The sequence below is a fragment of the Kitasatospora sp. NPDC058048 genome, from assembly GCF_042885555.1.
Classification (GTDB): domain Bacteria; phylum Actinomycetota; class Actinomycetes; order Streptomycetales; family Streptomycetaceae; genus Kitasatospora; species Kitasatospora lactacystinica.
The window spans coordinates 222,598-249,570 of the sequence record NZ_JBHVRT010000008.1; the positions used below are offsets into that span (position 1 = coordinate 222,598).

22 protein-coding genes are annotated in these 26,973 nt (G+C 74.6%); 12 read left to right on the plus strand and 10 right to left on the minus strand.

What is annotated here, in order from left to right; genetic code table 11:
- Window positions 1-32: 32 nt before the first annotated feature.
- The gene (locus tag ACFVVA_RS11495) at window positions 33-935 is read left to right on the plus strand and encodes a LysR family transcriptional regulator (protein ID WP_380356538.1); all 903 of its coding nucleotides are present in this window, start codon (window positions 33-35) and stop codon (window positions 933-935) included.
- Between the two features lie 211 nt (window positions 936-1,146).
- Window positions 1,147-2,811 (plus strand): peptide-N4-asparagine amidase, encoded by a 1,665-nt coding sequence (locus ACFVVA_RS11500; RefSeq protein WP_387688201.1) that lies wholly within the window; start codon window positions 1,147-1,149, stop codon window positions 2,809-2,811.
- Window positions 2,812-3,176: 365 nt separating this feature from the next.
- Here the strand turns inward: ACFVVA_RS11500 and ACFVVA_RS11505 are convergent, their stop codons facing one another.
- Window positions 3,177-3,866 carry a response regulator gene (locus ACFVVA_RS11505; RefSeq protein ID WP_387688203.1) on the minus strand — a complete coding sequence of 230 codons (690 nt, stop codon included), beginning with the start codon at window positions 3,864-3,866 and terminating at the stop codon, window positions 3,177-3,179.
- A gap of 88 nt (window positions 3,867-3,954) precedes the next feature.
- On the opposite strand from ACFVVA_RS11505, the gene ACFVVA_RS11510 reads away from it, so the two are divergent.
- A complete protein-coding gene (locus ACFVVA_RS11510; protein ID WP_387688205.1) occupies window positions 3,955-5,538 on the plus strand; it encodes a purple acid phosphatase family protein in 1,584 nt (527 codons plus the stop codon).
- Between the two features lie 223 nt (window positions 5,539-5,761).
- Here ACFVVA_RS11510 and ACFVVA_RS11515 read toward each other — a convergent pair whose 3' ends face one another.
- A complete protein-coding gene (locus tag ACFVVA_RS11515; protein ID WP_387688207.1) occupies window positions 5,762-7,024 on the minus strand; it encodes a sensor histidine kinase in 1,263 nt (420 codons plus the stop codon).
- Window positions 7,025-7,303: 279 nt separating this feature from the next.
- Here ACFVVA_RS11515 and ACFVVA_RS11520 point away from each other — a divergent pair, with 279 nt between their 5' ends.
- Both ACFVVA_RS11520 and ACFVVA_RS11525 read left to right on the plus strand, forming a co-directional pair.
- Window positions 7,304-7,885 carry a hypothetical protein gene (locus ACFVVA_RS11520; protein ID WP_387688209.1) on the plus strand — a complete coding sequence of 194 codons (582 nt, stop codon included), beginning with the start codon at window positions 7,304-7,306 and terminating at the stop codon, window positions 7,883-7,885.
- 186 nt (window positions 7,886-8,071) lie between these two features.
- Window positions 8,072-8,821 carry a (2Fe-2S)-binding protein gene (locus ACFVVA_RS11525; protein WP_387688211.1) on the plus strand — a complete coding sequence of 250 codons (750 nt, stop codon included), beginning with the start codon at window positions 8,072-8,074 and terminating at the stop codon, window positions 8,819-8,821.
- A gap of 40 nt (window positions 8,822-8,861) precedes the next feature.
- Here ACFVVA_RS11525 and ACFVVA_RS11530 read toward each other — a convergent pair whose 3' ends face one another.
- A complete protein-coding gene (locus ACFVVA_RS11530; RefSeq protein WP_387688213.1) occupies window positions 8,862-9,713 on the minus strand; it encodes a hypothetical protein in 852 nt (283 codons plus the stop codon).
- A 51-nt stretch (window positions 9,714-9,764) separates the two neighbouring features.
- Window positions 9,765-10,517, minus strand: coding sequence for an FCD domain-containing protein (locus ACFVVA_RS11535; protein ID WP_359907770.1), 753 nt, complete (start codon window positions 10,515-10,517; stop codon window positions 9,765-9,767).
- A 243-nt stretch (window positions 10,518-10,760) separates the two neighbouring features.
- On the opposite strand from ACFVVA_RS11535, the gene ACFVVA_RS11540 reads away from it, so the two are divergent.
- Genes ACFVVA_RS11540 through ACFVVA_RS11550 form a run of 3 tightly spaced genes read left to right on the plus strand, consistent with a single transcriptional unit; the run spans window position 10,761 to window position 14,733 of the window.
- Window positions 10,761-12,284 carry an APC family permease gene (locus tag ACFVVA_RS11540; RefSeq protein ID WP_387688216.1) on the plus strand — a complete coding sequence of 508 codons (1,524 nt, stop codon included), beginning with the start codon at window positions 10,761-10,763 and terminating at the stop codon, window positions 12,282-12,284.
- The gene (locus ACFVVA_RS11545; RefSeq protein ID WP_387688218.1) at window positions 12,281-13,546 is read left to right on the plus strand and encodes a CoA transferase; all 1,266 of its coding nucleotides are present in this window, start codon (window positions 12,281-12,283) and stop codon (window positions 13,544-13,546) included. The genes ACFVVA_RS11540 and ACFVVA_RS11545 overlap by 4 nt, the downstream gene beginning before the upstream one ends.
- Entirely contained in the window at window positions 13,543-14,733 is a 1,191-nt protein-coding gene (locus ACFVVA_RS11550; RefSeq protein ID WP_387688220.1) for an acyl-CoA dehydrogenase family protein, read from the plus strand. Before ACFVVA_RS11545 ends, ACFVVA_RS11550 begins: the two co-directional genes overlap by 4 nt.
- A gap of 124 nt (window positions 14,734-14,857) precedes the next feature.
- On the opposite strand, the gene ACFVVA_RS11555 is transcribed toward ACFVVA_RS11550, so the two are convergent.
- The 5 genes from ACFVVA_RS11555 to ACFVVA_RS11575 all read right to left on the minus strand — a co-directional run bounded on the left by ACFVVA_RS11555 (window position 14,858) and on the right by ACFVVA_RS11575 (window position 21,690).
- Window positions 14,858-15,919, minus strand: a complete 1,062-nt coding sequence (locus tag ACFVVA_RS11555; RefSeq protein ID WP_387688222.1) for a hypothetical protein — start codon at window positions 15,917-15,919, stop codon at window positions 14,858-14,860.
- A gap of 213 nt (window positions 15,920-16,132) precedes the next feature.
- Window positions 16,133-17,737, minus strand: a complete 1,605-nt coding sequence (locus tag ACFVVA_RS11560; protein ID WP_387688224.1) for an alpha-amylase family glycosyl hydrolase — start codon at window positions 17,735-17,737, stop codon at window positions 16,133-16,135.
- Between the two features lie 235 nt (window positions 17,738-17,972).
- On the minus strand, window positions 17,973-18,746 hold the full coding sequence (locus ACFVVA_RS11565; protein ID WP_387688226.1) for a bifunctional 4-hydroxy-2-oxoglutarate aldolase/2-dehydro-3-deoxy-phosphogluconate aldolase: 774 nt from the start codon (window positions 18,744-18,746) through the stop codon (window positions 17,973-17,975).
- Window positions 18,743-20,389, minus strand: a complete 1,647-nt coding sequence (locus tag ACFVVA_RS11570) for an amidohydrolase family protein (RefSeq protein ID WP_387688228.1) — start codon at window positions 20,387-20,389, stop codon at window positions 18,743-18,745. Before ACFVVA_RS11570 ends, ACFVVA_RS11565 begins: the two co-directional genes overlap by 4 nt.
- Entirely contained in the window at window positions 20,389-21,690 is a 1,302-nt protein-coding gene (locus tag ACFVVA_RS11575) for an amino acid deaminase (protein WP_387688230.1), read from the minus strand. The genes ACFVVA_RS11570 and ACFVVA_RS11575 overlap by 1 nt, the downstream gene beginning before the upstream one ends.
- 230 nt (window positions 21,691-21,920) lie before the next feature.
- Between ACFVVA_RS11575 and ACFVVA_RS11580 the strand changes: the two genes are divergently transcribed.
- The 4 genes from ACFVVA_RS11580 to ACFVVA_RS11595 all read left to right on the plus strand — a co-directional run bounded on the left by ACFVVA_RS11580 (window position 21,921) and on the right by ACFVVA_RS11595 (window position 25,160).
- On the plus strand, window positions 21,921-23,060 hold the full coding sequence (locus tag ACFVVA_RS11580; protein ID WP_387688232.1) for a sugar kinase: 1,140 nt from the start codon (window positions 21,921-21,923) through the stop codon (window positions 23,058-23,060).
- A 31-nt stretch (window positions 23,061-23,091) separates the two neighbouring features.
- The gene (locus tag ACFVVA_RS11585; protein WP_359907796.1) at window positions 23,092-23,841 is read left to right on the plus strand and encodes an IclR family transcriptional regulator; all 750 of its coding nucleotides are present in this window, start codon (window positions 23,092-23,094) and stop codon (window positions 23,839-23,841) included.
- A gap of 34 nt (window positions 23,842-23,875) precedes the next feature.
- Window positions 23,876-24,304: a RidA family protein gene (locus tag ACFVVA_RS11590; protein ID WP_387688234.1), complete on the plus strand. Its 429-nt coding sequence runs from the start codon at window positions 23,876-23,878 to the stop codon at window positions 24,302-24,304.
- A 136-nt stretch (window positions 24,305-24,440) separates the two neighbouring features.
- The gene (locus ACFVVA_RS11595) at window positions 24,441-25,160 is read left to right on the plus strand and encodes a DUF2470 domain-containing protein (RefSeq protein ID WP_387688236.1); all 720 of its coding nucleotides are present in this window, start codon (window positions 24,441-24,443) and stop codon (window positions 25,158-25,160) included.
- Between the two features lie 64 nt (window positions 25,161-25,224).
- Here the strand turns inward: ACFVVA_RS11595 and ACFVVA_RS11600 are convergent, their stop codons facing one another.
- Window positions 25,225-26,775 (minus strand): APC family permease, encoded by a 1,551-nt coding sequence (locus tag ACFVVA_RS11600; protein ID WP_387688238.1) that lies wholly within the window; start codon window positions 26,773-26,775, stop codon window positions 25,225-25,227.
- Window positions 26,776-26,973 lie beyond the last annotated feature (198 nt).

Sequence of the window (26,973 nt, forward strand, 5' to 3'; positions counted from 1 at the left end):
CCGCATCTATTGGTTCGTCTACCCTGACAACCATGGGTCTCACCTTGCGTCAGCTCCAGGTCTTCCTGACCGTCGCCGAGACGCTGCACTTCGGGCGGGCCGCCGAGCGGCTGCACATCTCGCAGCCGACGGTGAGCCAGGAGGTCGCCCGGCTGGAGCGGACCGTCGGCGTCGAGCTGTTCGACCGCAGCCGCCGCTCGGTGGCGCTCACGGAGGCCGGCGAGGTGATGGCCACCGAGAGCGCCCGACTGCTGCGGCAGGCCGAGACGCTGCTGACCCGGGTACGGCTGCACGAGGAGTCCCGGCTGGGCACCGCCCGGATCGTCGCCTCGCCGAGCGTGGTGAACCGGCTGCTGCCCGCCGTGGTCAGCCGGGCCGAGCAGGAGCTTCCGGCGCTCGACACCACCGAACTCGCCGTGGACACCGGGCAGGTCTCCGCCACCCTGGCCGCCGAGCTGGCCGACATCGGGCTCGGCCGCTTCCTCGACGAGGTGACCGGCTACCGGCTGGAGCGGATCGCCGACGAGCCGGTCCTGGTGGCGCTCGGCCGGGACCATCCGCTGGCCCGCCGGAGCAGCCTTGGCCTGGCCGAACTGCGCGACCTGCCACTGCTGTTGTGGCCGCGCGAGCAGCACCCCCGCTACTACGACCACGTGCTCGGCCTCTGCGCGGACCACGGCGTGGACCCGCCGGTGCTGGTCAGCCCGCCGCGGATCGTCGGCTCCCGGCTCTACCTGCTCGCCCGCAACCGCGCCTTCTCGCTGGTGCCCGGCTCGATGACCGGCCACCTCACCGAGGACGTGGCCACCGTACGGCTGGAGGGGCGGGCCACCCTACCGCTGGAGATGCAGTGGCGGACGGACGACCGGCGGCCCCGGCTGGCCTCGCTGCGGGACCTGATCCGGCAGGAGGCCGCGGAGCTGGAGGACGTCTGACCCGCCCCGTCGCGCGGCCCGAGCCCGGGTCCGAGTCCGAGCCCGGGTCCGAGCCCGGGTCCGAGTCCGAATCCGGGTCCGAGTCCGAATCCGAGCTCGAGCCCGACCGACGGAATCCTTGACGCTGGCATGCCACCACCGGAAGGATTCCCGGATCATCCGACCGGCCCGCGGCACCCGCCCGCGGGCCGCCGAACCCCGGGAACCCGCCTTGCCCCTGCGCCCGTTGCTCCGCCGCGCCGCCGGTCTGATCGGCGCCGCCGTCCTCACCCTGGCCGGCACCCTCACCGCCGCCGGTCCGGCCCACGCCGACTTCGGCACCGACTATCACGACCCGGTCACCGCCACCAAGCCGCTCACCCGCCCCGACACCCGCTCCTGCACCGTCGAGGCGATGCACGAGCGCGAGTTCCGCAACGGGTACGGCAACCCGCCGGACACCCCGTACACCACCACCCTCGCCCCGCCCGCCGACTGCGCCGGCCCCTGGTCCGCGGTGGTCCTGGACCTCCACGGACAGGTCGCCGGACGGCAGTTCGACCGGATCTTCAGCGTCCGCGTCGGCGGCGTCCAGGTGCTGCTCTCCTCCACCCCCGAGCCGTCCAAGGACGGCATCGCCTGGAACGTCGAGCACGACGTCACCCGCTACGCCCCGCTCTTCACCGGCGGCCCGCAGGAGTTCTCCTTCGACCTCGCCAACGTCACCGACGCCACCTACACCGGCGTCTTCACGATCAGCGCCAGCCTGACCTTCTACACCGCCGACGCCCACTGGCCGGCCGCCCGCGCCGCCGACCGGCTGCTCACCACCGGACCGTTCGGGCTCACCAGCACCTCCCCCGCCGCCGGGCGCGACCTCACCTTCCCGCAGAACCTCGAACGCCTCACCGCCGAGGTCTACGCCCGGGGCGGCGGCGCCTGCGAGGAGTTCGCGTACGCCTCCGCCCCGGACGCCTTCGCCGCCGCCAACCCGGGCAGCGGCATCTGCGGCAAGGGCCCGTTCCGCGAGCTGCGACTGACCGTGGACGGCCGGGTGGCCGGCGCGGTCTGGCCCTACCCGGTGATCTACACCGGTGGCTGGGACCCGCTGCTCTGGCGACCCGTACCCGGCGTCTTCGCCTTCGACCTGCCCGCCTACCGGCTCGACCTCACCCCGTACGTCGGGCTGCTGCTGGACGGCCGGCCGCACGCCGTGGGCGTCACCCTGAACACCGCCGAGGCGCAGAGCAACGACATCTGGACCGGCCAGGTCAACCTCTTCGCCGAGACCGACCACGGCGCCGCCCGCACCACCGGACAGCTCACCGACCACCGGGTCGCCCCGGAGGCCACCGTCGCGACCGACCTCGCCGACCACGGCGGCGGCAGCGGCGACTGGACGGTCACCGCCGCCCGGAACGACCTCGCCCGGGGCTGGGTGCAGACCTCGCACGGCCGGATCACCACCGAGGTCCGCGACGAACTCGCCTTCCGCTCCACCCAGCGACTGCGCGACGCCGGCAACGACGTGACGCTGCACAACGGCACCGACCTCACCCGCACCACCGCCACCTGGGGCGGCGGCCCGCACCGCACCACCACCGTCCACGAGGGCGAACCGCTGGACGTCAGCTACCGGGTGAGCCGCGACGCGGCCGGCAACACCGACCAGACCACCGCCATGGACCTCGGCTACCACCGCGACACCACCGCGGCGACCGGCGGCCACGTCACCGAGCGCTCCACCGTCGACCACACCCTGCGCCCCACCGCCACGCGGCACGACGGGGACCGCACCGTCCGGACCGGCAGCAGCGCCGAGGAGTACCGGAGCACCGGGCCCGAGGGGCCGTACCGTCGGACGCTGAGCTTCGTGGACGGCTGGCCGCGGCCCTGACGGCCGGCCCTCGCCGGCACGTCGACGCCCCTCCGCGGCACGTCGACGCCCGAGTTGCGAAATTGGTCGGATTCATACCGTTCACCCCTGGTGCACGGCCCGTAGGAGGCGCATGATGGGAGGTGGACCTGCGAGGTAGCTGAAGGAAGTTCGACCGCAGGAGGCAGTGGCGACGGATCGAGACGGATCAGGGTCTGCCGCTGGGACTACCTCGGTCGACGATCGAACTACCGGCCGGAGGACGTGACGTCCGGAGGCCACCCCCACCTCGTAGGTTCCGCGCGTCCACGGAGCATCCCCTCGGCCCGTGGACGCGCACCTTTTCCCGCGCGCCGCGGCTCCCACGTCCTGTCCCCGCGCCGCGGCTACCGCTCGCCCGCCCAGCCCATCTCCCAGGCGTGCACCGCGATCCCGACCCGGTTCGCCACCCCGAGCTTGCGCTGGATGCTGGCGACGTGGGTCTTCACCGTTCCCGGCGAGATGAACAGCTCCCCGGCGATGTCCGCGTTGGTGCGGCCCGCGGCGACGTGCCCGGCGATCTCCACCTCCCGCTCGGTCAGCGGCACCACCGGCGCCGCCCGCCGGCGCTCCGGGCGGCGCGGCTGCGTCACGTGCCGCAGCAGCCGGACCGTGACCGACGGGCTGATCAGGCTCTCCCCGTCCGCCGCCGCCCGTACCGCCTCGGCCAGCAGGGACGGGCCGGAGCGCTTCAGCAGGAAGCCCGACGCCCCGTGCTGCAGGGCCGGGTACACGTACTCGTCCAGGTCGAAGGTGGTCAGCACCACCACCCGCACCGGCTCCGCCACGTCCGGCCCGGCCAGCCGCCGGGTCAGCTCCAGTCCGTCCATCCGCGGCATCCGGATGTCCACCAGCGCGACGTCCGGCCGCAGTTCGGCCGCCAGCTCCAGCGCGGACAGCCCGTCCGCCGCCTCGCCCACCACCTCGATGTCCGGCTGGGCCGTCAGGATCCGCCGGACACTGCGCCGGACGGCCTCCTGGTCGTCGGCGATCAGGGTGCGGATCACCCGCCGGCCCCCACCGTTCGCACTCGTCACGCCCAGCAGTGTGGCGCACGGGTGGCGGACGGGAAAGTTCACGCGGTGGAACCGGCCCGGTTCACCTTCGTCCGGTGAGCTGGCCGCCATGAACGATTCCAGTGGACGTCCCTCCGTCAGCAGGCGCGGGCTCCTGGCCGGCGCCACCGGCGTCGGCCTCGGCGGTGCCGTGTCCCTCGCCGGCGTCCAGGCCACCCCCGCCGCCGCCTCCCCGGTGCTCTGGCAGCGCCCGGACCGCTCCGGCGCGCCCCGCGTGGCCGGCCTGCACCTCCAGTTCGGCTCGGACGCCTCGCGCGAGGTGGTGGTCTCCTGGCACACCACCAGGTCCGTCGGCAACCCGCGTGTGATGTACGGGACTTCTAACAACGGCTTCGGCCGGACGGTCCAGGCCTCGACCCGCACCTACCGGGACGCCGCCTCCGGCACCGAGGTCCAGGCGCACCACGCCCGGCTGACCGGCCTGCACGCCGACACGGACTACGTCTACGCCGCCCTCCACGACGGCGCCACCCCCGAGCTCGGCACCGTCCGCACCGCCCCGCGCGGCCGGTCCGCCTTCACCTTCACCAGCTTCGGCGACCAGGGCACCCCCACCCTCGGCAGGAAGACCGCCAACGGCTACGTGAACGACAACCTCGGCAGCCCCGCCGCCGGCGACACCACCGCCGGGGTCGAGCGGATCGCCCCGCTGTTCCACCTGCTCAACGGCGACCTGTGCTACGCGAACATCGCCACCGACCGGGTCCGCACCTGGTCCGACTGGTTCGAGAACAACAGCCGCTCGGCCCGCCACCGCCCCTGGATGCCCGCGGCCGGCAACCACGAGAACGAGAAGGGCAACGGCCCGATCGGCTACGGCGCCTACCAGGCGTACTTCGAGCTGCCGGACGCCCGCTCCGACGCGGAGACCCACGGCCTGTGGTACTCGTTCACGGCCGGCTCGGTACGCGTGATCAGCCTCAACAACGACGACGTGGCCTACCAGGACGGCGGCAACAGTTACGTCCACGGCTACTCCGGCGGCGCCCAGCAGCGCTGGCTGGAGCGGGAGTTGATCGCGGCCAACGCGGACCCGGGGATCGACTGGATCGTGGTCTGCATGCACCAGGTGGTGATCTCCACCGCCGACCGGTTCAACGGCGCCGACCTCGGCGTCCGCGAGGCCTGGGTGCCGCTGTTCGACAAGTACGGCGTGGACCTGGTGGTCTGCGGCCACGAGCACCACTACGAGCGCTCGCACCCGATCCGCGGCCAGCAGCCGACCGACACCCGCACGCCGATCCCGGTCTCCACCGGCACCGAGACCATCGACACCACCAAGGGCACCGTCCACATGGTCATCGGCGGCGGCGGCACCTCCGCCCCGTCCAACCAGCTCTTCTTCAGCCCCGCCAAGGCGCGGGTGATCACCGGCGTCGGCGCCGTCGACCCGGCCACCGGCAAGCGCCCGCCGGTGTACGTGATCGAGGACGCCCCCTGGTCCGCCTTCCGGGACGCCGACAACCCGTACGGCTTCGCCTCCTTCGACGTCGACCCGGGCGGCCGCAACGGGCAGACCACCATCGGCGTCACCTACTACTCCGTCAGCGGCCCGTACGGGGACCTCGTCCCGGTCGACCGCTTCACCCTGACCCGCCCGCGCGGCACCCGCGGCGGCGGCCGGGGTCACTAGGGCGGGGTCACAAGGTCGGGGTCACTGGGGCGGGGCCACCGGGCGTACTCGGCGGCAGGCCGTCGGGCCGGCGGAGACGTCCACGCCCGTACGCCCCACCCGGTAGCCCCTCCGCCGCTCAGCCCCTCAGCCCCTCAGCCCCTCAGCCCCTCAGCCGCGCACGCACGCACACGGCGCCCGGACACGGCGCCGACTCGGTCGGGTCGGCGCCGCGGGGAGCGCCTCAGCGCCCCGGCAGGGAGCAGCCGACCCGCCAGCCCGCGGGCGTGCTCGGGCCGGCGGTCAGCGAGCCCCCATGGGCGGCGGCCCGGGCGGTGAGTCCGGCCAGGCCGGTGCCACCGGCGCCCGGGCGGCGGCGCAGCAGCGGCTTGCGGGCGGGGCCACCGTCGTCGGTGACGGCCAGCTCGACGGCGCCGCGCTCACCGGGGGCCACCCGGACGGTGACCTCGGTGGCCTGCGGGGCGTGCCGGCGGATATTGGTCAGCGCCTCCAGGACCACGGCGTACGCGGTCGCCTCGGCCTCGGCGGAGAGCCGGCCGGCGGTGCCGGGCGCCAGCTCGACGGTGGCGCGCAGGGCGCCGGTGGTGCCGAAGCGGGCGACCAGCTCGGGGAGGTCGGCCAGGCCCAGCCGACGCGTGGTCGCTCCGCCCGCCCGGCCCTCCCGGTCCGACCCGTCGGAGCTGTCGCTCTTGCCGTCCCGGACCTCCCGGCCGCTCGGCTCGCGCAGCGCGCCGACCATCTCGTCCATCGAGTCCAGTGCCCGCAGCCCGGCCTCCTCCAGACGGCGCAGCAGTGCGGTCGTCTCCTCCGGCTCCTGGCCCGGGAGTTGGCCGGCCTGGGCCTCCAGCACGATGCCGGTGATCTCGTGGGCGACGAAGTCGTGCAGTCCCCGGGCCACCTCCAGCCGCTGTTCGCGCCGCGCCCGGGCCACCGCCCGCTCCCGGCGGGCGTCCAGGACGCGCAGGTAGAGGGCCGCCCCCGCGACACCGAGCAGTGGCAGCAGCGAGAGCAGCACCCCGACCACCGGCCCGGCCGCACCGCCCTGCGGCGTCCGCAGGGCGAACCGCAGCGGCAGCAGCACCGCCGCCAGCCCCACCAGCCCGCCGACCGGACCGGCCGACCGGTCGGGCAGTCGCCGGACGGCCCGGAAGAGCAGTCCGAGCAGGGCGAGCCACTCGAACGGCAGCCAGAGCGCGGGCAGCCGGTACGGCCCCGGGTAGACCGCGTCGACCAGCAGGGATGCCCCGGCCACCGCGCCGGCGGCCGCACCGAGCGTGATCCGACCGGCGGGCCAGGGCAGCAGCGCCGCCACCGCGGCGAGCACCGCCGTCAGGGCGAGCAGCGCGGCCGCTCCCCGGGCGTCCGGTTGCGCCAGCAGGACGGGCGCCAGCAGGGCGAACGCGGAGACGGCGGCGAGGGGCCGACGGATCCGGGCCGGTCGCGGCCGTGCGGGATCGGGGTGAACGAAGGGAGAGTCGGTGGGCACCCGGCCGAGCCTACGGGCAGCTCTCCCGGGGGAGGCGCGGTCCTCCTCGGGAGGGAGCGGTCCGCCGTCAACTCCCCTCCGCAGCGGGAGTTCTGCGCGACCGGGCGGGAGCATGATCGGTGGCATCGGAACACCCGCAGAGGACACCCGCACCGAACGCCCGCACCGGACGCCCGCACCGGACGCCCGCAAGAGACACCCGAACCGGACGCTCGTGCCGGGCACCCGCACGGGAACAGTCACCCGGGAACACCCGCGCCGAAGGAGACCCGAACCGCCATGAACCGCCGCCTCGCCACCGCCGCACTCTCGCTCCTCCTGCTGACCGCGACCGCCGCCACCGCCGCACCGGCCGCCGTCGCGGAACCGACCCCCGCCGCACCGGTCGCCGCCCCGGAACCGGCCGCCCCGGCAGGCGACTTCGGGACGGTCGGCGTACGCGGCACCGGCAACACCGTCCTCACCGCCGGGTTCCAGGGCTTCGAGGGCGACCCGGTGCGGATCTCGGTGGACGCCCGCGCCACCACCAACACCGATCCGCGCGGCACCACGGGCCACTTCCACGTCCGTCACATGCACACCGACGGCCGGCTGGTCGCCGACTTCGAGGGCGACATCACCTGTCTGGCCGTCGGCGGCCGGGAGGCGATCGCCACCGGGGTGGTCACCAAGGGCGAGGCGCCGTGGTTCCCGGGCCTGGAGCTGATCGGCCAGAAGGTCTCGCTCTCGGTGGAGGACGACGGGCGGCGCGGGGACCGGATGGGCTGGGTCTGGGGCGCGCTCGGCCAGCCGGTGTCGGACTGCCAGGGCACGGTACCGTTCATTCGCACGACCGGTGGTGACTTCTCCGTGCGCAGCTGACACCCGGCCGACCGGGCCGACAGGACCGGTCGGAGCCTCCCGGGCCTCCCGGGCCGACCGGGCGACGACCGGGGCTGCGCACCGCCACCCGAGCACCCGCAGACCTGGAGGCCCCGTGTCCCTCGACCGCCCGACCGCTCCGCCACCGGCCGGCGCGGTGTTCAACGACCTGACAGGGGAGGGCCGTTGAACACCGCGCCCGACCGGCATTCGCCCGACTACACCCGGCTCGCCGCCGTCGGGCCGTACTTCGCGCTGGACACCTCGCCAGCCGGCCGGCCGCCGGAGGGCTTCCGGCCGCTGACCGAGCTGTACGGCACCGGACCGGACGCGCCGTTGGCGGCGCGGCTGCGGGTGGTGGCGCAGCGGCTCGGCACCGGGGAGCCCCGGGTCGCCGCCTCGATCCTGCACCTGGGGCTGGCCGCCCGTTTCTGGTCGGTGGGGCTGGGCTCGGCGGTCCTGCTGGGGACGGTCCCGACCTTGGAACACGCCTGGGTGCGGATCCCGGACCAGGGCCCGCTCGACCTGTGGGCACCGCCGGAGCCCGCCCGTCCGGACGCCGGATCGCTCGCCGACCAGCTCCACGAGGCGGTCCTGCTGGGACAGTTGACGCCACTGGCGGAGGCCGTCCGGGCCGCCGCCCCGCTCTCCCGCCGTCTGCTGCTCGGCAACGCCGCCTCCGCACTGGCCGGGACGCTGCGGGTGCTGGACGCCCACGCGCCGGACGCCGCACGGGCGTTGGCCGCGGAGCTGCTGGACCGTCCGCCGCTGGCCGGGTCGGGCATCCTGCGCGCCGGGCCGGGTGGCACGGCGTTCCGACGGAACAGCTGCTGCCTCTACTACCGGGTGGGTCCGGGTGTCGGGCTCTGCGGAGACTGCTGCTTCAGCACGCCGCCCGGCCGCGGGGAGCCCAGCGGCAGGGAGCGGAACGAGTAATACATTCACAAATGAAGGTCATACAGATCTCCGGCCGCCGTCAGCCGCGCACCACCGCCCAGTCCACCGCCGCGGACGGCACCCCGGCCCGCCCGGCCGCCGGGTCCGCGAGCAGTCCGCGCGCCAGCGAACCCACCGGCAGGGCCGGGGTGGTGGCGGCCAGCACCCTGCCCTCGCCGTCGAGCAGCGCCGCGTCGCCGGACAGCGCCCGCAGCGGGGGCACCAGCAGCCGCTCCAGCGCGGCCAGCGGGACGTCCCCGGCCACCACCCCGACGAAGCCCGCGCCCGGGACGACCACCGGCCGGGCGCAGCACAGCACGTATCGGTCGGCGCAGAGCAGGTCGACCTGCGGCCCGGCCACCGCGGCCCGCCCCTCGTCCCGGGGCCGGGCGAACCAGGGCAGCACCCGGTAGTCGTAGAACTCGGCGTCCGCCGGGTCGAGCGCGAGCCGCAACCGCCGCTCCCCCGCCCCGCGCGCACCGCGGTACCACCACTCCACGTGCAGGTCGGCGTCGGCGAGCACGCCGGGTGCCACGACCGTTCCGCAGCCGAACCAGCGCGAGCCGGGCCGCGCCAGCAGCTCGCTCACCACCCCGTGCACCACGGCGAGTTCGGCCGCGGCGGGCCGGCGCCCCTCGGCGGCCGCCCGGGCCCAACAGCCCGCCGCGGCCGCCCGCAGGCCGTCCAGTTCGGCGAGCACCGCGTCGACGGCGGCGGCGATCTGCCGGGCGCACCGCTCGACGGCGGCGGAGTCACCGGCGGCAGATTCACCGGCGGCGGGCTCGCCCAGGACGGGCCCGACGGCGGCGGACTCACCGGTGGCGGACTCACCGGCAACCGGCGCACCGGCGGATCGGGCCACGGGCAGGGTGGTGCTGAACGCGCTGGTCATGACGGCTCCGGCGGCGAGGGAGGGATCCGGGAACGGTGGCGCGGCCCCGACTCAGCCGTCGTCCGCCAACTCCAGGTGCCGCCGGACCAGATGGTGCACGCAGGCCACGGCGTGCGTCTCGGCGGCGGCCCGGGCGCCGGCCGCGTCGCCGGCCAGCACAGCGACCAGGATCTCCCGGTGCTGCTCGGCGAAGCGCTCCTGGTCCGGCCCGTGCGGGGCGGGCAGCCAGAGCAGCGGGCCCAGTTCGGCCTGGAGCCGGACGGCGAGCTGGGTGAGCCGCACCGACTGGGCGGCGACGGCGAGTTCGATGTGGAAGCGGGCGTCGGCGCGGCGCTGCTCGGCGGGCCCGGCGGCGTCGCGCAGGTCGTGCACCAGTCGGGTGAGCCGGGGGCCGAGGTCGGCCGGGGCGCGCTCGGCGGCGAGCCGGGCGGCGGTGCCGAAGACGGCCAGTTCCTCGTCGCCGAGGTCGCGCAGGTCGACGGTGGCGAGGTCGCGCAGCCGGGCGAGCTGGAGGTGTTCGGAGCCCTCGGCGGGGGTGCGGACGAAGCTGCCGCCGTTGCGGCCGCGCCGGGTCTCGATCAGTCCGGCCTCGCGGAGCAGGGCGAGGGCCTCGCGGACGGTGCCGTTGGCGACGCCGAGCTGGTCGGCCAGGTCGTTCTCGCTGGGCAGCTGGTCCCCGTCGGCGACCAGTCCGAGGGCGATCGCCTCGGTGATCCGGCGGGCCACCGCGTCGGCGCGGCCGAGGTCGGCGAGCGGCGCGAGGACGGCACTGAGCAGCGGGGTCGCACTGCCGATGGTCGTCACGCCGTTCCCCTCCCCGATCGCCGTCGCCGGATCCTCGCCGGATCGCCGCCCGATCACTGCCCGATCGCCGCCGGATCCTCGCCCGATCACTGCCCGACCGGATGTTTCCCGCAGGGTACCTCCAGGTCCGACGCGCACTCTTGCCCGTAGAAACTCAATCTCGTATGTTTTCCCGCAACCTCGGCCCGAGCCGCACCCCGCAGCGCTCCCCCACGCATCACGACACGTTCCCAGGAGCAGGTCATGACCGATGCCAGTGCACGTGCCACCGTCCACTCCCCCGACCCGGACGCCGAACGGCTGGCCGCCCTCGGCTACACCTCCGAGTTCAAGCGGGACATGAGCCTCTGGGCGAACTTCTCGCTCGGCTTCACCTATCTCTCCCCAGTCGTTGGCGTGTACACACTCTTCGCCACCTCACTTCAGACCGCCGGGCCGCCGATGGTCTGGAGCTTCCTGATCGCGGGCGTCGGCCAGCTGCTGGTGGCCCTGGTGTTCAGCGAGGTGGTCGCCCAGTTCCCGGTGGCCGGCGGGGTGTACCCCTGGGCGCGCCGACTCTGGGGCCGCACCTGGGGCTGGCTGACCGGCTGGACCTACCTGCTGGCACTGATGTCCACCATCGCGGCCGTCTCCTACGGCGCCGGCCCGTACGTGGCCGCCCTGCTGGGCGTCGAGCCGAGCACCGCGACGACCGTCTGGTGCGCACTGGGCCTGCTGGCGCTCGCCACCGTGATCAACCTCGGCGGCACCCGGGTGCTGTCGGCGGCGGCCGTGTTCGGCTTCGCCGCCGAGTTGCTCGGCGCCCTGGCGGTCGGCGCCTGGCTGCTGCTGACGCACCGCTACCACGGCCTCGGCGTGGTCCTCGACCGCTTCGGCGCGGGCGGCGACGGCGACTACGCCGACGCCTTCCTGGCCGCCGGGCTGATCGCGGTCTTCCTGTTCTTCGGCTTCGAGGCCTGCGGCGACGTCGCCGAGGAGGTGCCGGACCCGGGTCGACAGATCCCCAAGTCGATGCGGCGCACCATCTACGTGGGCGGCGCCGCGGCGATCGGGGTCAGCCTGGCCCTGGTGATGTCGATCCAGGACATCGGCGCGGTGGTCTCCGGCGACGACAAGGATCCGGTCGCCAAGGTGCTGCACGACGCCTTCGGCGCGGTCGGCGCCCGGGTGGTGATCGGCGTGGTCCTGATCTCCTTCCTGTCCTGCGTGCTCAGCCTCCAGGCGGCGGCGAGCCGGCTCGCCTACTCCTTCGCCCGGGACCGGATGATCGTGGGCAGCCGGCTGCTGGCCACCGTCTCGGACCGGCTGCGGGTGCCGCCGTACGCGCTGCTGCTCGCCGCGGCGCTGCCCGGTGTGATCATCGTGGGTGCCTCGGCGCTCTCCGAGGGTGCCCTCACGAAGATCATCTCCTTCTCCAGCATCGGCATCTACCTGGCCTTCCAGATGGTGGTGCTGGCCGCCCTGCGGGCCCGGCTTCGCGGCTGGCGCCCGAGCGGGGACTTCCGGCTCGGCCGCTGGGGCCTGGCGGTGAACATCGGCGCGCTGGTCTACGGCCTCGCCGCGATCGTCAACATCTGCTGGGGCCGCACCCCGGACGCCGCCTGGTACGACAACTACCTCGTGCTGCTCTCGGCGGTGGTCGTACTCGCGGCCGGCGGCCTCTACCTCCTGCTCGCCCGCCCGCACCTGCGCGGCGACGCCCCCTCGGGCGACGCGACGGCCGCGCCCGGGGCCACCTCCGCCGAACCGGCCCGGGGGCGGGCATGACCGGGCTCCCGCTGGACGGCGTCCTGGTCGCCGACTTCGGCCGGGTGCTCGCCGCGCCCTACCTGACCATGCTGCTGGCCGACCTCGGGGCCGACGTGATCAAGGTCGAGCAGCCCGGCACCGGTGACGACACCCGTGCCTGGGGCCCGCCGCACGCCCAGGGCGAGGCCACCTACTTCCTCTCCGTCAACCGCAACAAGCGCTCCCTCACCCTCGACCTGCGCGAACCGGCCGACCATGCCCGCGCCGTCGAACTCGTCCGCCGCGCCGACGTGCTGGTGGAGAACTTCCGCCCCGGCACGATGGCCCGCCACGGCCTCGGACCGGACCGCGCCCAGGCCCTCAACCCGCGGCTCGTCTACTGCTCGATCACCGGCTTCGGCCCCGGCAAGGGCGCCGAACTGCCCGGCTACGACCTGCTGGTGCAGGCCGTCGGCGGTCTGATGTCGGTGACCGGCCCGGCCCCCGGCGAACCGGTGAAGACCGGCGTCGCGCTGGTGGACGTGCTGACCGGGCTGCACGCGGCGGTCGGCGTGCTGGCCGCACTGCGCGAGCGCGAGACCACCGGCCGGGGCCAGCTGGTGGAGCTGAACCTGCTCTCCACGCTGCTCTCCGGCCTGGTCAACCAGTCCGCCGGCTACACCCTGGCCGGCGCGGTGCCGGGCATCCTCGGCAACCGCCACCCGTCCATCGCCCCCTACGAGGTGTTCACCGCCGCCGACCGCCCGCTGGTCGTCGCGGTCGGCAACGACCGGCAGTTCGCCGCGCTCTGCCGGGGCGTGGGCGCCCCCGAGCTGGCCGCCGACCCCCGCTTCGCCACCAACTCCGACCGGGTCGCGCACGTCACCGTGCTGGCCCGCGAGCTCACCGCCTGGCTCGAACGCCGCACCGCCGCCGAGTGGTTCGCGGTGCTCACCCCGCTCGGCGTGCCCTGCGGCCCGGTCAACGACCTGGCCGAGGCCTTCGACCTCGCCGACTCGCTCGGCCTGCGGCCCCGGGCGCCGCTGCCCGGCCCGGACGGCCGCCCGCTGGACCTGGTCGCCAACCCGATCGGCCTCTCCCGCACCCCGCCCCGCTACCAGCTGCCCCCGCCCCGGCTCGGCGAGCACACCGCCGAACTCACCGCCTGGCTGGACACCCCGCACGACCGGCCGCCGCACGGCGCGTCTCCCTACGAGCAGCCTCCGCACGAGCAGCCTCCGCACGACCGACCGCCGCACAACCCTCCCCCGCACGACCAGGACTTCGAGGACCGCCCATGAGCACCGCGCACGGCACCGGCACCGCCATGTCCGACCCGCTCGACCTGATCGACTTCGCCACCCTCCTCACCGAGGAGGAGCGCGAGATCCAGGCCACCGTCGCCCGGTTCCTCGCCGACCGGGTCCGCCCGCACCTGCCGGAGTGGTTCGACAACGCCCACTTCACCCGCGAACTCGCCCCCGAAATCGGCGCGTTGGGCCTGCTCGGCATGCACCTGGAGGGCTACGGCTGCGTCGGCACCAACGCCGTCTCCTACGGCCTGGCCTGCCTCGAACTGGAGGCGGCCGACTCCGGCCTGCGCAGCTTCGTCTCGGTCCAGGGCTCGCTCTCGATGTACTCGATCCACCGGTGGGGCTCGGAGGAGCAGAAGCAGGAGTGGCTGCCCGGGCTCGCCGCCGGCACCGCGATCGGCTGCTTCGGCCTCACCGAGCCGGACTTCGGCAGCAACCCGGCCGGAATGCGCACCCGCGCGGTGCGCGACGGCTCGGACTGGATCCTCGACGGCACCAAGACGTGGATCACCAACGGCGGCATCGCGGACGTCGCCACCGTCTGGGCGAACACCGAGGACGGCGTGCGAGGCTTCCTGGTGCCGCGCGGCACGCCCGGCTTCACCACCCGCGACATCGGGCGGAAGCTGTCGCTGCGCGCCTCGGTCACCTCCGAGCTGCACCTGGACGGCGTCCGACTGCCCAACGAAGCCCGACTGCCGGGCGCGAAGGGGCTGCGCGGCCCGCTGTCCTGCCTGAACGAGGCGCGGTTCGGCATCCTGTTCGGCGCGGTCGGCGCGGGCCGGGACTCGCTCCAGGCGGCGCTGCGGTACGCGGACTCGCGGGTCCAGTTCGACCGGCCGATCAGCGGTTTCCAGCTGACCCAGCGCAAGTTCGCCGACATGGCGCTCGCGCTCGGCAACTCCGCGCTGCTGGCCGTCCACCTCGGCCGGCTCAAGGACGGCGGGCGGCTGCGTCCCGAGCAGGTCAGCGTCGGCAAGCTCAACAACGTGCGGGAGGCGCTGGCGATCGCCCGCGAGTGCCGCACGGTCCTCGGGGCCAACGGCATCTCGCTGGAGTACTCGCCGATCCGGCACGCCAACAACCTGGAGTCGGTGCTGACCTACGAGGGCACCAGCGAGATCCACACACTGGTGGTCGGCCGGGCGCTCACCGGGCAGGCGGCCTACCACTAGCGTTCCCCGCCCCGGGGCGCGCCGAGGCCCGCGTCCGGCTTGTCCAGAGCCGGGCGCGGGCCGCCCCGTTCCCACCCGGTGCCGATGCCCGTGGCGCCGGGTGGAGTCCCTCCGGGGAGTCCGGTCAGACCGCGACCGTCTCCTCCATCTCCTCCTCGGCCTCCTCGGCCTCCTGCGGCGCCTCCACCGGACGGCGCCCTCGCCCCTCGTACATGGCCGCGGCCACCAGGGCGGCCCCGCCGAGCAGCAGCCAGACGAGCAGGGTCACGACGTGCCCGCCGAGGCCCGCGCCGCCGTCGAAGTACATGATGCTGCGCGCTCCCTCCAGGAAGCCCGCGCCCGTCCAGAAGCCGTGCAGGCCACCGAAGAACCCGTTCTGCAGTTCGGGCCGGTAGATGCCGCCGGAGGAGGTGAAGTTCAGCATCACGAACAGCACCATCAGGGCCAGCGTGGTCCACTTCTTCAGGAAGCTGTGCAGGCCGATGCCGATCAGCACGATGCCCGCCGAGTAGAGCCAGCCGAGCGCCCAGATCGCCGCACAGTCGTGGTCGACCACGTGGAAGACCGGCCCGGCGGTGACGATCCCGATCACGCTGACCACCAGCGAGACGGCCACTCCGACCAGCGCCCGGATCTTCACGCTCAGCCCCGCGCCGGCCGCGCCGATCGCCGCGACGCTGGCGTAGGAGCCGATGCTCAGCGCGACCAGCAGGAAGAACAGGCCCTGTCCGGTCGGGTCGCCCTTGGCCGGGGTGGTCAGGTCGGTCACGTGCAGCGGCACGCCCTGCCTGTCGGTGACGTTGGTGAACACCGCGGTGGCGGCCACCACGGAGGTGTCCGAGTTGCCCTTGGCGACGATCAGTTCGGGGCTCTTGGCGTCCGGGACGAAGGCGCCCACCAGGTCCCGGTCGCGCAGCTGCTGCTCGGCGGCGGCCCGGTCGTCCACGGTGCGGACGTCGAGCGCGTCCCCGGCCTTGCCCTGGATCGCCTGCGCCAGGCCCTGCGCCTGCGGCGTGGTGCCGACCACGGCCACCTTGAGGTGGTGCGGCTCGGGCTGGTGGAAGGCGCCCTGGTAGGCGAGCGCCATGCCCAGGCACATCAGCAGCGGGGTGATCAGGTGGGTGGCCAGGTGCTTGAGCGAGTGCCCCAGGGTGGGCGCTGCGGCGGGGTTCCGGGGTGTGCTCATGGCGTTCGTACCGTCCTCCGGTGGTGTCTCTCGGTGACGAGAAGGTGGGAAATGCAACCAATGCAGGTGGTAAATGCAACCATCTATCGATGTAGTTTACAACTATCCGACATCATTCGGAAGCCTGACCGCCGACCGGCCACCGACCAACCGGCGACGGGCCGCCGACCGGCCACCGACCGACCGGCGGCCAGGCCCTGCCCGGGGCGACCGTCAGCCCAGCTCGAACACCCCGTACGAGAACCCGTCCGCCCGCAGCTCCCCGTCCACCAGCCGCACGCCCTGCACCTCCAGCGGCCGGACGCCCCGCGCCCACCGGTCACCCTCCGGCAGGCCCGGCAGCCGTACGGACGCCGGCTCCCGGCCCGGGTTGACCGCCACCAGGTACCGCCCGGCCCGGGTGTACACCAGCGGGTAGCCGGCGTGGCGGACCTCCAGCCCGCCGGCCGCGCCCAGCCCGGGGTGCGCCCGGCGCAGTGCGATCAGCCGCCGCACCGTGTGCAGCAGCGAGGTCGGGTCGGCGCGCTGGGAGAGCACGTCCGGGCGGTGCGGGTCCGGGTCCACCGGCAGGTACAGCCGCTCGGGCGGGGCGCTGGAGAAGCCCGCGGTCGGGCCGGGCGTCCACTGCATCGGGGTCCGCGAGCCGGCCCGGTTGAACCGCGGGCCGAGCACGCTGCCCTCGGTGTCGGGCAGGCCCGGCAGGTAGCGCATACCGATCTCGTCGCCGTAGTAGACGGCCGGGAGGGTGGGCCAGGTGAGCAGGAAGGCGAAGGCCGGGGCGAGTTGCTCCGCGCCGCGCGGGCCTGTGGCCAGGCGGGAGAAGTCGTGGTTGGCGGTGGGCAGCACGATGTGCCCGCCGCCCTCGGTGAGTTCGGCCGCCGAGCGCCAGGCGTCCAGGAAGGGCTGCGGGGTGCCGCGGCCCTCGGCCTCGAAGTAGCAGGCCTCCTGGTGCCAGAACTCCTCGACCGTCCCGCCGTTGTTGTTCCAGAGCGAGCGCAGCGGCAGCCCGTGGTCCTCCCCGCCGAAGTGCAGGAAGAAGTCCGCGTGGAAGCCCGCCGCGACGGCGGCGGCCGGGTCGCCCCACTCGGCGAGCAGAGCGGCCTCGGGGTGGCCGCGGTCCAGCCAGTCGCGCAGCTCGGTCCAGAGCTTGGCGGTCTCCGCCTTGCCCGGGTCGTCCTTGACCAGCGAGTACGCCATGTCCACCCGGAAGCCGGACACCCCGAGGCCGAGCCAGTGCGTCATGATCGCGCGCAGCGCCGCCCGGTTGGCGCGCGGGCCGTCCGCGTCCACCGCCTGCCGCCAGGGCTCCTCCGAACTGCTGCGCGCGTAGCCGAAGTTGAGCGCCGGCTGACAGTCGAAGAAGTTCGGCCGGTACCAGCCGGGGCGGCTGCCGGGCGAGGCCACGAAGCCGTCCACCGGGCGGTCGGACCAGATGTAGCGGTGGTCGGACGGGTCCTCGGCGGAGGCCAGGAACCAGGGGTGGCGGTCGGAGGTGTGCCCGGCCACCAGGTCCAGCAGGACCCGGATCCCCCTGCGGCGGGCGGCCTCGACCAGGGCCACCAGGTCATCGGTGCCGCCGTAGCGCGGGGCGGGGGCGAGGTAGTCGGTGACGTCGTACCCGGCGTCGCGGAACGGCGAGGCGAAGCAGGGGTTGAGCCAGACGGTGTCGATGCCGAGCCAGGCGAGGTGGTCCAGGTGCCCGGCGATGCCGGCGAAGTCGCCGATGCCGTCGCCGTCGGAGTCGGCGAAGCTCTGCGGGTAGATCTGGTACAGCACGGCGTCGGCGAGCCAGTCGGGGCCGGGGCGGGTCGAGGTCATGGGTGGTTCCTCCTGCCGGGGTCCGGGGGCCCGGGGCTGGCCGGGCGGGGCTGAGCCGGGGCGGGCTCGGCCGGGGCCGAGCCGGGTGCCCCCGATTCTCGTCCAATCCCGGCCGTCCCGACAGCCCGCCTCGCCCCGTCACCGCCTTCGTCACGGGGCCCGCACCCGCGCTGCCTTCTTCACGGGACCCGCACCCGCACTGCGTTCTTCACGGGACCCGCGGCGACGGCGCCCCCTACGAGGCCGCCGCCGCGCAGGCCGCCGTGAACGCCCGGGCCCGCCGGGTGATCTCCGCCCAGTCCCCCGCCGCGACCACGTCCGGCGGCACCACGTCCGTCCCCGCGCAGACCGCGAGCGCGCCGTGCGCCAGGAACTCGGCGGCGTTGCCCGCGTTCACCCCGCCGGAGGCCACCAGCGGCACGTCGGGGTAGGGGCCGCGCAGGTCCTTGAAGTAGCCGGGGCCGAACGCCCGGGCCGGGAAGATCTTGACGGCGGCGGCGCCGAGGTCCACCGCGTGCGCGACCTCGGTCGGGGTGAGCGCCCCGAGCACCACCGGCACGCCGGCGGCGGCCGCCGCCTCGGCGACCTCGGGCCGGCAGCCGGGGGTGACCAGGAAGGCCGCCCCCGCCTCGACTCCGCGCCGGGCCTGCTCCGCGGTCAGCACCGTCCCGAGGCCGACCCGCCAGCCGGCCTTCGAGGCCTTCAGCAGATGGTCCGTCACATTCGGTGTGGTGCAGGTGAATTCGGTGAGGTTGATGCCTCCCTCGGCGAGGGCGGCGCAGAGCGCGGCGGCGTCCGGGATCCAGGGTGCGCGGACCACCGCGATCACCGGGTCGTCGCGCAGGAAGGAGCAGCCGGTAGCGGCGGCGGAACCGGTCGCGGAAAGATCGGCGGTCGCGCACGGATCGGTCGCAAACGGACCGGTCGCAAACGGACCGGTCGCGGACGGACCCGTCGCGGACGGACCGGCCGGAGCCGGGAGATCGGTCGGGGCGGAGAGCTCGGTCATATGGCCAGGGTTCCTCGATCGGTGCGGCGCAGGGCGCGCCCGGGCCGGGCGCCGGTGGTGCGACCCTGCCGGACGACGGCGGTGCCGTTGACGTACACGTACTCGATGCCCTCGGCGGGCAGCCGGGGGCGCTCGAAGGTGGCGGCGTCCCGGACCTTCCCGGGGTCGAGGAGCACCAGGTCGGCGTGGTGGCCGGGGGCGATCCGGCCGCGCCGGTCCAGCCCCAGCCGGGCGGCCGGGCGGCCGGTCATCCGGGCGATCGTCTCCTCCAGCGTCAGCACGCCCAACTCCCGGCTGTAGTGGCCGAGGTAGCGGGGGAAAGTGCCCCAGGCCCGCGGGTGCGGCCGGGCCCCGACCAGCAGTCCGTCGCTGCCGACGGTGTGCGCGGGGTGGCGCATGATGGCCCGGACGTTCTCCTCGTGCCCGACGTGCTGGAGGATCGTGGTGGACAGTTCGTCCCGGCGCAGCAGGTCCAGGAACACCTCGGTGCCGGTCCGTTCCTCCTCCTCGGCCAGTTCGGCGACGGTGCGGCCGACCGCGCCGTCGAGCGCGGCCGAGCGGACGCCGGAGATCTGGATCGTCGTCCAGTCGGTGACCACGCCGTGGCAGCCGTCGCTGCCCTTCTCCTCCACCTCGTACCGGATCCTCGCGCACTGCGCGGGGTCGGCGAGCCGCGCCAGCGTCGCGGCCGGGCCGCCCTCGGTGGCCCAACTCGGCAGCAGCGCGGCCAGGGTGGTGGATCCGGGCAGGTAGGGGTAGCTGTCCAGGGTGAGGTCGACGCCGTCGGCGAGCGCCCGGTCGAGAAGCTCCAGCAGCTCGCCGGCCCGGCCCCGGTTGACCCCGAAGTTCATCGTGGCGTGGGTCAGGTGCAGCGCGCAGCCGCTCCGCCGGGCGATCTCCACCATCTCCGCGTAGCCCTCCAACGCCCCGGCGCCGTACGAGCGTTGGTGCGGGGCGTGGAAGCCGCCGTAGGCCGCGACGACGGTGCACAGCTCGATCAGCTCGGCGGTGTCGGCGTACATCCCGGGGGTGTAGCTGAGGCCGCTGGACATGCCGACCGCGCCGTCCAGCAGGCTCTTCGCCAGCACCTGCCGCATCCGGTCGAGTTCGCCCGGGGTGGGCGGACGGTCGGCCCAGCCCATGGCGAGCATCCGCAGCGTTCCGTGCGGGACGAGGTAGCAGGCGTTGACGGCCGTACCGGTGCGGTCGATCCGGTCCAGGTAGCCGGCGACGTCCCGCCAGTCCCATTCGAAGCCGTCCGGATCGCCGTTCCAGCCAGCTATCTGGCGGCGCAGCGCGGGCAGCGTGACGTCGTCCACCGGGGCGTAGGACAGGCCGTCCTGGCCGAGGACCTCGCAGGTGACGCCCTGGGTGACCTTGGCCGGGTGCTCGGGTTCGAGCAGCAGGGCGAGGTCGGAGTGGGCGTGCATGTCGATGAAGCCGGGGGCCAGCACCAGGCCGTCGGCGTCCACCCGGTCGGGCGCGTCGAGGCCCTCGCCGATCTCGGTGATCAGACCGTCGGCGATCCGGACGTCGGCCCGGTAGCGCTCCGCGCCGGTGCCGTCCACCACGGTGGCGCCCCGGAAGACCGTCGCGCCGCCGCCGTCCCGCCCACGCCCGGAGGCCGTTCTCTCCCCGGGCATCAGAAGAACGTCCTGACCAGGCCGGTGACCTTCGGCTCGGCCGCGTCCGCGGAGTCCAGCACCGGGATCGCCGTCCACTTGTCGAAGGCCGTGCACGGGTGCGAGACGCCCAGCCGCAGCACCGCGCCGATCGGCGCGAGGTCGCCCGCGTCGCGCAGGAAGGCGTGCTGGTCGTTGAGCGCGGTGATCCGCGCCGCCGTTCCGGTCAACTCCGCACCGCCGCGCACTCGTTGCGGCTCGGGCAGGCCCTCGTCGAAGGGCAGGTCGCGCTTGCCGGCGTCCAGCAGCGCGAGCTGCGGCTCGGGCCGGGACACCACCCGGGCCCAGCCGTGCAGCGCGCCGCGGAACGGCGTCCGCCCACCGTCCCGGGCGAGCGGCGAGATGCCGCGGTAGAAGCCGTCGTCGTGGGCGATGTACGCGCCCGAGCGCAGCACCGTGAACGCCTCCGGCAGGTCCGCCAGCTCCTCGACCACCAGGTCGAAGTAGGCGCTGCCGCCGGCCGAGACCACCGGCCGGGTGCCGTCCGGGTAGGCGCTCGCCAACCGGCCGTGCAGGTCGCCCAGCTCCCGCAGGTAGCGGCGGACGGCGGCCAGCCCCTCCGCCGAGGCGTCGTGCGCGATCGCGCCCTCGTACCCGCCGACGCCCGCCAGGCGCAGGGTGGGGGCGCGCAGCACGGCGGCGGCGACCTCGACGGCGGCGTCCACGCCGCGGGCGCCGGTCCGTCCGCCGGGGCCGCCGAGCTCGACCAGCACCTCGACCGGCCGCTCGGCGCCGGCGGCGCGCAGCGCCTCGTCCATCAGCCGGACGCTCTCGGTGGAGTCGACCCAGGCCAGGAAGGCGAAGTCCGGGTCGGCGGTGAGTTCGTCGGCGAGCCAGGCGAGGCCGGCCGGGTCGAGCAGGGCGTTGGCGAGCAGGATGCGCTGCACCCCGAAGGCCCGGGCGACCCGCACCTGGGGCAGGTTGGCGAGGGTGATGCCGTGGCTGCCGGCGTCGAGCTGCGCCTGCCAGAGGGCGGGCGCCATGGTGGTCTTGCCGTGCGGGGCGAGCGCGACGCCCGCCTTGGAGCACCAGTCGGCCATGGTGCGGACGTTGTGGTCGACGGCGGCGCCGTCGAGGGTGAGCATCGGGGTGCCGAGCGAGGAGAGGGTGGGGCCGGTGGCGAGCCATTCCCGGGTGCTGCGGCCCCACGACTGCGGTGGAGCGGCTTTGAACCGCCAGTCGAGCGGTTCGTCGGCCAGGGCGGCCACCGCGCCACGGGCGATGCCCGGTCCGGTGACACTGCTTGCGAAGGTCTGCTCCACCGTGTTCCTCCATCCGCACAGGTTGCAACATGCGCAACGAGGGTTGCATATGCTGGCAACACGGTTCTAGCATCGGCGCCGGATCAAGGTCAACGGACCCGACTCCCGGTCAACGGGGTCAACTCGCGTGAGCGCTCTCGGACGAGGCGGCACTCACACGCTCACACGCAGCGGAGTCGACCCGGTGGGCCCGCTCTCGACGGAACGGCCGCAGACGAGGAGCCCCGCACATGCCGCGACAGGACACCCAGGGCCCGACCCGCCCCGGCCCTCCCCCGACGGCCGTGTGCGTGGGCGAGTCGATGGCCGTCCTGCTGCCGGACCGCCCGGGCCCGCTGGAGTCGGTGGAGAGCTTCCGGCTCTCGGTCGGCGGAGCGGAGTCCAACGTGGCGGGCGCGCTGGCCGCCCACGGCGTGCCGACCGCCTGGATCAGCCGGGTCGGCGACGACGGCTTCGGCCGCCGGCTGCTCGCCGAGGTGGCCGCCCGCGGCGTGGACGTCTCGGCGGTCGCGGTCGACCCGCACCGCCCGACCGGCCTCTACCTCAAGGAGGTCGGCGGAAGCACCGGCGACCACCACGACCTCGGGCCCGGCCGCAGCCGGCTGCACTACCACCGGCGCGGCTCCGCGGCCGCCGCGCTCTCCCCCGACCTGCTCGCCGACCCGGCCGCCGCCGCCCTGCTGGCCGGCGCCCGGCTGCTGCACCTGTCCGGGATCACCGCCGCGCTCTCCGACGACTGCCTCGCCCTGCTGCGCGCCCTGCTCGCCGACCGCCGCCCGCACCGCCTGGTCAGCTTCGACCTCAACTGGCGCCCCTCGCTCTGGCGCGAGCGCGACCCGGCCGTGCTGCCGCCGCTGCTGGACGCCGCCGACCTGCTGCTGCTCGGCGCCGACGAGGCCGAGGCCGCCTTCGGCACCGGCGACCCGGCCGCCCTGCGCCGCCGCTTCCCCGCCCCGGCCACCCTCGTGGTCAAGGACGCCGCCCGCCAGGTGACCGCCCTGGAACGGGACGGCACGGCGGTCACCGAGCCGGCCCTCGCGGTCGAGGTGGTCGAGGCGACCGGCGCGGGCGACGCCTTCGCGGCCGGCTACCTGGCCGGCACCGTCCGGGGCCTGGACCAGCGGCGCCGCCTGCGGCTCGGCCACCTGAGCGCCGCCTGCGCGCTGACCGCCCACGGCGACCAGGCCGAGCTGCCGGACGCCGCCGTGGTGGCCGCGCTGCTCGACGCCTCGCCCGCCCAGTGGGCCGCCACCCGGGTCACCGCGGAGGGCATCACCGGCCCGGCCCTGCCCACCGGCGGCGCGCGTCCAGCCGACCGCACACCGTCCGCCGGACCGCCACCGTCCGCCGACCGGACCCGGGCACAATGAGCGGGAACCCCGGCCCTCGAAGCGGAGCACGATGAGTCAGACCGTCACCCGCGCCCTGCGCATCCTCGCCGAGCTCGGCGAGGGCGAGCGTTCCCTCGACCAGCTCGCCGAGGTGCTCGGCGTCCACAAGACGACCGTCCTCCGACTGCTCCAGAGTCTCGAAGAGGAACGATTCGTCTATCGCGACGCGAGCTACCGCTACCACCTGGGCGCCGGCCTCTTCGCACTCTCCGGCCTGGCCCTGGAGCAGCGCGGCGTGCGCCGGATCGCCGCCCCGCACCTGGCCGAGCTGAACGCCGCCACCGGCCAGACCGTGCACCTGGCCGCCTACGAGGGCGGCGAAGTGGTCTACATCGACAAGTTCGACTCCCGCCACCCGGTGCGGATGTACTCCCGGATCGGCCTGCGCGCCGCCCTGCACAGCGCCGCCGTCTCCAAGGTGCTGCTCGCCGACCTGCCGCTGCCCGAGCGGCGCCGGGTGGTGGCCGGGATCGACTTCACCCCGCACACCGCGCGCACCCTGACCACCCCCGAGGCGCTGCTCGCCGAGCTGGAGAAGGTCGCCGCCCAGGGCTGGGCGCAGGACCACGCCGAGCACGAGGCCTTCATCAACTGCGTGGCCGCGCCCGTCCGGGACGCCAGCGGCCGGGTGGTGGCCGCCGCCTCGATCTCCGTCCCGGACGTCGTCCTGCCGTACGAGCAGGTGCTGGACCTGCTCCCGCAGCTGCTCGCCACCACCCGCGCCGTCTCGGCCGACTGCGGCCGCCCCGACCACAACTGACGAACCGTCGACACAGTTAAGGAATCCGAATCCCATGACCTCCGAGCACCTCCGGAACGGCGAGAAGACCGAGATCCGCACCGACGGCGCCCCCGCTCCCGCCTGGATGTTCTCCCAGGGCGTCCGCAAGGGTCCGATCCTCCAGGTCTCCGGCCAGGGCCCGCAGGACCCCGCCACCGGCGAGTACCTGCACCACGGCGACGTGAAGGCGCAGACCCGCCGCACCCTGGAGAACGTCAAGGCCATCGTCGAGGCCGGCGGCGCCACCGTCGAGGATGTGGTGATGTTCCGCGTCTACCTGACCAAGCGCGCCGACTTCCCGCTGATGAACGAGGTCTACGCCGAGTTCATCGACGAGAACATCAAGCCCGGCGGCGTGAAGCCGTGCCGCACCACCATCTTCGTCGAGCTGCCGCAGGAGCCGATGCTGGTCGAGATCGACGCCCAGGCCGTCATCGGCTGACGCACCGCCGCACCGCCGCACCGAGGGGCCCGGACGCCGCAGTCGCGTCCGGGCCCCTCGCCCGTCCGGCGGCCTGCTTGCCACACCCCCACCCGCACATTAGGTTAGGCTCACCTAACTAACTGGAGGTCCGTCCATGAGCCTGCCCACCGGCGACACCGAGGTCCCCGAGCCCACCACCGCCGAACGGATCCACAGCCTGCTCGGCACGACCTCCTCGCTCACCGTCCGCGCCCTCGGCGAGCACCACCACCTGAACACCCCGGTCTCCGTGCACGGCTCCCGGCTGCGCCTGCGCACCGCCCTGGACGACCCGCTCACCACCGCCGCCATCGGCGCCGCCGACGGTCTCGCCGTCGTCCTCGACGTCACCGACATCGCCCCCGTCGCCGTCCGCGACCGGGTCCGCGCCCGCCTCACCCTGGCCGGCCGGCTCCACCTGGCCCACCTCGCCGACGACGGCCTCGGCGTGCACCTGCGGGTGGACGTCGCCCACGCCGTCCTCGCCACCCCGTACGGCACCGGCGCGATCACCGCCGCCGACCTCGCGCTCGCCGGCCCCGACCCGCTGGCCCGGCACGAGGCCGCGCTGCTCACCCACTTCGCCGACGACCACGCCGAGGCGCTCGACGTCCTCACCCGGCTGCTCGACCCGGCCGTGCTCACCCACGACCCCGAGGTCCGCCCGCTCGCCCTGGACCGCTACGGCCTGGTGCTGCGCCTGGACCACCCGCACGGCCACCGCGATGTCCGCCTGGTCTTCCCCGAACCGGCCCGGGACACCGAGGACTTCGGCCACCGGATGCACGCGCTGCTGGCCGCCGCCCAGTACGGCCTGCCGGTCCACCGGCGCTGAACCCGGCGCACCGCGAGCGCCGGCCGGTCACCGCTCGACCGCACCCCCAGCACCACCCGCCCGGTCACCGCTCGACCGCGTCCTCCAGCACCACCCGCCCGATCCGCGCGTACAGCTCGGGCCGCCAACGGCGCACCGCCAGCGCCAGCCCGACCCCGCCCGCGAACACCCCGATCACCAGGTACGGGATCAGCCGGAACAGCAGCGTGTGCGCCGCCGCCCCGGCCGCGGCGTCCTTGTTGAGCACCAGCAGCACCACCACCCCGGCCATCGCCACCCCGCCCACCAGCGGTGCGACCAGCGTCCGGAACCAGTGCGCGGTCTCCGGGTGCCGCCCCCGCACGTGGAAGTACCCGACCACGGCGAAGGAGCAGAGCGTCTGCACGACCAGGATCGCCATCGTCCCGAGCAGCGCCAGCAGCGTGTACAGGTGCGCGTACGGGTCCATCCCGGCCGCCAGGAACCCCGCCACCAGCCCCACCGCGATCACCGACTGCACCACCGAGGCGACGTGCGGCGAACCGTGCCGCGCATGGGTGCGGCCGAGCGCCGGGTGCAGCAGCCCCTCCCGGCCGATCGCGTACAGGTACCGGGCCGCGCACTGGTGGAAGGCCATCGCGCAGGCGAACGAGCCGGTGACGACCAGCCATTGGAACACCTTCACCGCCCAGGCCCCCAGGTGCGCGCCGAGCGGGTCGAAGAACAGGCTGTTGCCGTCCTTGCCCGGCACGGCGCCGCTCGCCACCGCGACCGCGTGCCCGACCCCGTTGCCGGACACGATCATCCAGGACACGAAGACGTAGAGCAGTCCGACACCGATCACCGACACCAGGGTCGCCCGCGGCACCACCCGCTTGGGGTCGCGGGACTCCTCGCCGTACATCGCGGTGGACTCGAATCCCACCCAGGACCAGAACGCGAAGAACAGGCCGAGCCCGGCCGCCGCCGCGCCCGAACTCCCCACCCCCCTCAGCGCGTTCAGCGGGTTCACGGCCTCGACCACGATCCCGTCCGGGCCGCCGCCGGAGAACAGCACCGCGAACGAGACCGCCCCCAGCACCCCGATCTCCAGCACCAGCGCCACCCCGAGCACCTTGGCCGTCAGGTGCAGGTCGAACCAGGCCGTCACCCCGATCACCGTCGCCCCGAACAGCGCGTACCAACCCCAGCCCAGGTCCACCCCCAGCTGCGAACGGACCAGTCCGCGCAGCGAGTAGGCGAAGAAGCCGAGGGCCGAGGCCTCGGTGACGACGTACGCCAGCACCGCGAGCAGCCCCGAGGCCATCCCGACCACCCGGCCCAGCCCGTGCGAGACGTAGCCGTAGAACGCGCCGGCCGCGGTGATGTGCCGGGCCATCGCCACGTAGCCGACCGAGAACACCGTCAGCACCACGGTCGCCACGATGTACGCGGCGGGCGCGCCGGCGCCGTTGCCCTGCCCGACGATGATCGGCAGGTTGCCCGTCATCGCGGTGATCGGGGCCGCGGTGGCGAGTGCCATGAACACCACGCCGACCAGGCCGACCGAGTCCGCCTTCAGCCGGTCGACGCCGCCCGTCCCCGGCCGCTCCCGCCCGGCCCTCTCCCCCGCCACGTCCCCGCTCCGGACCGCCATCCGGCCTCCTCGCCTCCCGGACCCGCCCGACCGCCGGACCGGCCGGACGCTGACCGTCCGACAGCATGGCGCGCCGGAGCGGCCCCGCGAGCGGGCCGACGGCCCGCCGGAGCGGTCGGGTTGACGCCGCGTTCGACCGGTCGAACGGCGCCCCGGAACCGCCGGACGGGCGGGGCACGACCGGGCACGACCGGGCGG